This is a genomic window from Natronomonas sp. (assembly GCF_036625485.1).
Classification (GTDB): domain Archaea; phylum Halobacteriota; class Halobacteria; order Halobacteriales; family Haloarculaceae; genus Natronomonas.
Genome location: NZ_JAZKTR010000138.1, coordinates 1 through 6,219, shown reverse-complemented (window position 1 = coordinate 6,219; position 6,219 = coordinate 1). Strand labels below are relative to the sequence as shown.

General features: G+C 64.4%; 7 protein-coding genes. 4 read left to right on the top strand and 3 right to left on the bottom strand.

Annotated features, from left to right (window positions below; translation table 11 throughout):
• The 4 genes from V5A53_RS11915 to ncsA form a co-directional block, all read left to right on the top strand.
• A partial coding sequence (locus V5A53_RS11915) for a DUF7504 family protein (RefSeq protein ID WP_332313835.1) occupies positions 1-664 on the top strand: 664 nt, incomplete at its 5' end.
• Positions 665-839: 175 nt separating this feature from the next.
• Positions 840-2,006 carry a thiolase C-terminal domain-containing protein gene (locus V5A53_RS11910; RefSeq protein WP_332313834.1) on the top strand — a complete coding sequence of 389 codons (1,167 nt, stop codon included), beginning with the start codon at positions 840-842 and terminating at the stop codon, positions 2,004-2,006.
• Positions 2,003-2,497 (top strand): Zn-ribbon domain-containing OB-fold protein, encoded by a 495-nt coding sequence (locus V5A53_RS11905; protein ID WP_332313833.1) that lies wholly within the window; start codon positions 2,003-2,005, stop codon positions 2,495-2,497. Before V5A53_RS11910 ends, V5A53_RS11905 begins: the two co-directional genes overlap by 4 nt.
• Before the next feature lie 122 nt (positions 2,498-2,619).
• Complete coding sequence (gene ncsA, locus V5A53_RS11900) at positions 2,620-3,606, top strand: tRNA 2-thiolation protein NcsA (protein WP_332313832.1); 987 nt, start codon at positions 2,620-2,622, stop codon at positions 3,604-3,606.
• 186 nt (positions 3,607-3,792) lie between these two features.
• Here ncsA and ftsZ read toward each other — a convergent pair whose 3' ends face one another.
• The 3 genes from ftsZ to V5A53_RS11885 form a co-directional block, all read right to left on the bottom strand.
• Entirely contained in the window at positions 3,793-5,022 is a 1,230-nt protein-coding gene (gene ftsZ, locus V5A53_RS11895; RefSeq protein ID WP_332313831.1) for a cell division protein FtsZ, read from the bottom strand.
• 3 nt (positions 5,023-5,025) lie between these two features.
• Positions 5,026-5,199, bottom strand: a complete 174-nt coding sequence (locus tag V5A53_RS11890) for a ribbon-helix-helix domain-containing protein (RefSeq protein ID WP_332313830.1) — start codon at positions 5,197-5,199, stop codon at positions 5,026-5,028.
• Between the two features lie 233 nt (positions 5,200-5,432).
• Positions 5,433-5,993 carry a zinc-ribbon domain-containing protein gene (locus V5A53_RS11885; RefSeq protein ID WP_332313829.1) on the bottom strand — a complete coding sequence of 187 codons (561 nt, stop codon included), beginning with the start codon at positions 5,991-5,993 and terminating at the stop codon, positions 5,433-5,435.
• Positions 5,994-6,219 lie beyond the last annotated feature (226 nt).

The following is a 6,219-nucleotide window of genomic DNA, read 5'->3' as shown; positions in this document are numbered from 1 at the left end:
CAACATGTATGACTACAGAGACCCCCGACCCCGAGCGATGGAGGGGGAGGGCGGCGAAAGCCGATTGCGGACGCTGTCGGTCGTCGGTATCGGCGTCCTGCTCGGCAAGCGGCGCCTCGCGCTCGAACTGCTCGCCGGGGGATCCGGGAACAACCACGCTATCGCCGTCACGCCGGATACCGACGGCGACCGGCTCCGAACCACCTACGAGGGAACCACACACGGTAGCCTCGACCGCTTCCACGTCGTCGACTGTACCGGGGCCACCGGGAAGGGGTCGATGGACGACACCGAGGCCATCAAGTACGTCGGCTCGCCCGGCGACCTGACTGGTATCGGAGTCGGCATCGTCAAATGTACCCGCGACATCGGCCGTGAGATCGATACGGGGCTTCGGCTGTCGGTGCTGTCGCTATCGACGATCCTCCAGTACGCGAACAACCAGCGCGTGTTCAACTTCCTTCATACCATCACCGGCCGCGTCTCCGCGGCGGATTACCTCGGCATCGCCACCATCGACCCGACGACACAGGACACCCAAGAAGTGAACACCCTCACGTCACTTTTCGACGCCGTCATCGAACTCCGCGAGGCCGACGACGGCGGCCGCGAGGTGCGAGTCGTCGGCGTTCCCGACGCCCCGCGAACGTGGGTCTCGTTCTAGTCGATTTCGCCGGGGAGGGTCTGGTTCTGACCCATTTATAAACGGACCGTGGCGACTCCTCCGACAGCAACGACCCCGAGACCTCGTTCGAAGACGGCGCCCGGACCGACGCCGTCGATTGTCAGGCTCGTTTATAAGAATCGTTAACACTGACGGGGGTGTCTATTCATGCGACATGTCGACAGCACACATCATTGCGGTCGGTGCGTCGCCGATCGGCAAGACGGATCTCCCCGGCCGGGACCTGTTCTCGAAAGCCCTGGCCGAGGCGTTCGAGGGATTGCCCGACCCGTCGGAGGTCGTCGACGCCCTCTACGTCGGCGCCCAGTCCGAACGCTACGAAAACCAGATCATGCAGGGTACCCTCATGGCCGAGTGGGCGGGCCTGCGGAACGTCCCCGCAGAGCGTGTCGAAGCGTGTGCGGCCGCCGGCGCGCTCGCGCTCAAGAACGCCGTCCGTGACGTCCGGGCGGACGTCCACGATGCGGTACTGGCCTGCGGCGTCGAGAAGATGACGGCGGGCGGAACCGAAGGCGCGACGAACGCCCTGGGTGCGGCCTTCGAGCGGGCGCTCGAACAGCGATCGGGAATCACTGCCCCCGCCACGTACGCCCTGCTCGCCCAGCGGTATCTCCACGAGACCGACGCGACCGAGGAAGATCTGGCACGGATCGCGGTGAAGAACCACCGCAATGCAGCGTCCAATCCGCGCGCGATGTTCCAGCAGGCGGTCGACGTAGAGACGGTGATGGGCGCCGACTACGTCGCACCGCCGCTGAAACTCTTCGACTGTGCGCCGGTCTGCGACGGCGCGGCCACCGTCGTCGTCGCGAACGACGACGTGGCGGCCGACCTCCTGGACCGCGAGGACACCGTCCGCGTGGCGGGCGTCGGGTCGGCAGCCAACAACCTCGCCGTCGCCGAACGGGACCTGACGTACGTCGAGGGCGCTAACGTCGCCGCCACGACTGCCTACGACGACGCCGACGTGGCCGCCGGGGACATCGACATCGCGGAGGTCCACGACGCCTTCACCATTTGTGAGGCGCTTCTCGCGGAAGCCGCCGAGTTCGCGCCCAAGGGCCGCGGCATCGAGACCGTCGCCGAGCCCTCCGACCGCTCCGCGGGCTGGACCGACGTCCAGATCAACACCAGCGGTGGGCTGAAAGCCCGCGGCCACCCCATCGGTGCGACCGGGTTGCTCCAGGCGGTCGAAGCCTACGACCAGCTCACCGGCCGAGCCGATGACCGCCAGGTGGCCGGGGCCGATACGGCCCTGCTCATCAACGAAGGCGGAATCGCGGACGCCCACACCGTGGCCCACGTCCTGACCAACCAATGACCGACCCAACCGACACACCCATGGACGACAGCGACACCACCACGACTGGACCGCTTGCACCGGACGACATCACCGCCGACTCGCCGTTCACGCTGCCCGGGTTCTTCGACGCACTCGCCGACGGCGAGTTGCTCGCCGCCCACTGTACCGAGTGTGGCACCCACCTCGTGCCGCCCCGGACCGCCTGTTATGGCTGTGGAAGTCGGGCCGTGACCATCGAGGAACAGCCCCGGACCGGCGACGTCGTCACGTACACGTCGATCAACCGACCGCCATCGGCGTTCGCCGATCTGGCACCGATAACCGTCGCCATCGTGGAACTGGACTCGGGCGCACGCCTCACCGGGCGAGTCGAAGCCCCCCTCGAGGACCTCACCATCGGCGACCGCGTCGAACTCCAGGTCCGTGATCCGGAGTCGATCGGTATCGACCCCGACTATCAGCTCTCCTACGAGGAAGACTGGCCAGTCCACGCCTTCGAGTTGATCTGAGGAAACGACCCCTTGCCCGTAATCCGGGCGACTGCCCTCCGTACCCTTCGAACGCAGTACCAACGCGGAGCGTAGATGCCAGAGCGAAACCCGTATCCCCGCGAATCGGCAAGTAAGCGGTAATGGAGTGCGACAAGTGCGGCGACGAGGCGGTCATGCACGCCGCCTACTCGGGACTACACCTCTGCGATGAGCATTTCTGCCGGTCGGTCGACTCGCGGGTCCGCAAACGGATCCGCGAGGATGCCCTGCTCTCCGAGGACGCCACGCCCGACGAGCCGGAGACGTGGCTCATCGGCCTCTCCGGCGGCAAGGACAGCGTCGTCCTCACCCACATCCTCGACGACATCTTCGCGAAGGACCCTCGCGTCGAACTGGTCGCGCTCACGATTCACGAGGGCATCGAAGGCTATCGGGACGCCTCGCTGGATGCCTGCCTCGAACTCACCGACGACCTCTCCATCGAACACGAGGTCGTCGCCTACGCCGACGAGTACGGCCTCGAGATGGACGACGTCGCCGATGAGGACCCTCTCGATATGGCTCCCTGTGCCTACTGTGGGGTCTTCCGCCGGGACGCCCTCTCGCAGTACGCCGAGGAGTACGGCGCCGACAAACTCCTGACGGGCCACAACCTCGACGACGAGGCCCAAACCGCGATGATGAACCTGCTTTCGGGCGACATCCAGCAGGTCGCCAAACACTTCGACGCCTCGCTCGGCAGTTTCGAGGACCGCGAGATCGACGACGACCCCTTCGTCCCCCGCGCCAAGCCGCTCCGGGACATCCCCGAAAAGGAGGTCGCCCTCTACGCGCACCTGAAAGGGCTCCCCACGCATATGGCCGAGTGTCCCCACGCCAGCGAGGCCTACCGCGGCGAGATCCAACAGCACATCCACGACCTCGAAGACGACCACCCCGGCACCCGCCACTCCATCATGTCCGGCTACGAGGAACTGGCGAAGCTGGCCGCCGAAGCCTACCGGAACAGCGACGACGGCCCCCGCGGCGACTGTGACCGCTGTGGTGCGCCGACGAACAACGATGTCTGTCGGAAATGCGAGTTAGTCGACGCAGTCGGTGGCGAACTGGCCGAGACCGGCGACTGACTCGCAGCGCGTGTTCGTCGACGCAGTCGGTGGCGAACTGGCCGAGACCGGCGACTGATCTTCGACCTGCCATCAGCCGAACGTCATACACTGCGTTTTACGCGATAGCTATCAGAGTATATAGTTGACTGTTTCTATCGCTAATCGCAACCAGTGAGCGCTAAAATAAAATATCGAATTCGAGACTTATCGGATTACGTCAAGTCCGTTGTTCTTCTCGGCTTCCGAGCGGCCGCCGTCGGTCTCGCCGCGGCTGAAGCCGCCGGAGTTGCCGGAGACGCCGCGGCCGCCGGCCGTGCCCGTCTCCGTCGAGCTTTCGGGCGGCGTCGAGGCGAACTCGTCTTCGTCCACCGAGTCGATGGCCTGCCGGGAGGCGTCGGCCTGTTTCTGGGTCGTCGGGCCGAGGATCTGGGCCGACTGGACGCCGGTCATGATGGCCATGACGCGGACCTTGCCCTTGTAGGCGTCCTCGATACGGGCGCCCCAGATGACGTTCGCGGAGGCTTCGAGCCGTTCGGTGATGCTGCTGGCGATGCCCTCGGCCTCGTTCAGCGTGAGGTCGGGGCCGCCGGTGATGTGGACCAGCCCGCCCGAAGCGCCGCGGTAGTCGACGTCGAGCAGCGGGTGGTTCATCGCGTCGTTGACCACCTCTTCGGTCTTGTTCTTGTCCTGGGTCTCCCCCACGAGCATCACCGCGACGCCGCCCTGGTTCATGATCGCGGACATGTCCGCGTAGTCGAGATTGATCAGGGACGGCTGGGTGATGGTCTCGCTGATGCCCTTGACCGTCTCGGCGATGATCTGGTCCATCACCGAGAAGGCCTTGCCGATGGGCAGGTTCGGGACGTAATCGAGCAGGCGGTTGTTGTCGAGGACGATGATGGAGTCGGCTTCGCCGCGAAGCTTCTCCAGTCCTTCCTCGGCCTTGACCGTCCGGGCGCGCTCGACGTTGAACGGCGTCGAGACCATACCCACGACGATGGCGCCCTGCTCTTTGGCGATCTTCGAGACGACCGGGGCCGCACCGGTACCGGTGCCGCCACCCATGCCCGCCGTGACGAAGACGAGGTCCGCGTCACCGAGGACTTCCTTGATGGTGCCCTGCGCCATCTCGGTGGCGCGTTCGCCCATCGACGGGTCGCCGCCGGCACCGAGCCCCTGCGTGAGCGACTTGCCCACGAGGATCTTGGTGTCGGCCTCGATCATCTGCAGGTGCTGCTTGTCGGTGTTGATGGCGACGGTGTCGGCGCCATCCACGCCGATGTTGTACAGCCGATTTACCGTGTTGTTACCGGCACCGCCGGCACCGACGATAACGATTCGGGGGTCCCCGAAATCGCCGTCGTCGTCGCCGTCGCCGACTTCACGGGACTCTTTCTCCGCGTTCTCGAGTGCGGAGTTGACGATATCCTGCATCGTCTACACCTTGGCCCACGGGCGGTTGCTGTCCCGTGATTCGGTGTCCTGTTCATTGAGCATCTCGCGCACGGCGGAGCGAATCGCCTCGCTCCGATTCGGGAACTCCCCGGTATCGACCATGCGTTCGACCTCTTCGATCTGCTGCTTCGGAATCCGTAGTGTCACACGCTCCATATTGTATTTCCCCTCTGTCTGTGGGTAAGACGGCGTTGCACACGCGTTCGTTATCGCGTTTACACCTCGAATTCGCCCGGTAGCAACCTCCTACCTGCCACGGGCACCCTGGTGTAAGACGCGCCGTCTTACGCAGATGTACTCACAGAAGCAGACTACTTAAAGGTTAGGGGCGGCGTAAGACAAAGTCGTAATAACACCGTTTACGAGCCTGAAGCTGCCATTTTCCGCGTTTACGGATCTTTCAAAACGTCCGCTGCAGGGGTTCGTCGGCCGCAGCCGGGGCAGAATCCCCAGTCCGAGCGGAGTTCATCGCCGCACTCGCAGAACACCCTGTGTGACGCCTTTTCGCCACAGTTAGAGCAGTATACGGCCGATTCGGGGAGTTCCTCGCCGCATTGTTTACACGTCTCCCGCGGATCGTCGGACGCGTTTTCGTCGTCGGCCGGGGCTGTCTTACGAGCACCCTCCGGTTCGTGTGACACGCTACTCGAATCGCCATCAAGCGTGATGTTTACGTTCACGTCCTGCGGCTCACGCGGCGTCAACGCGCCGTCGAGGCGGTCCGCAAGCACCGCGTCGACCCGCTCGGCGATGAGGTCATCGAGGGATTCCTCGGCCGACGCAGGCGAAGAATCGGCGTTTACGCCGGTCGAACCCTCGTTTACGGGCGTTTGCCCGTTCTCGTCGAGGTACGTCCGGAGCGCCTCGCGCATGACCTCGCTCTTCGAGGCGTCGAACCCCTCGAGTTGGCGAACGAGGTCGTCATCCGCCCGGAACGTGATCTTGCTCATTACTCGTCCGACGATTGTGTGTGACGGTATTTCAATCTTCCCGCGATGTCAGACAGGCGTCCGTCGAGCGGCCGACACGGCGTGGAGACGGTGTGAAACCGCGTGTGAGTCGAAGACACGAGGCCGATGCAGGTCAAAACCGTTAAGTCCCGCAGTCGTCTCGTATCAGGTACGCCCGCCCTTAGCTCAGACTGGTAGAGCAGTCGACTGTAGATCGACTTGTCCC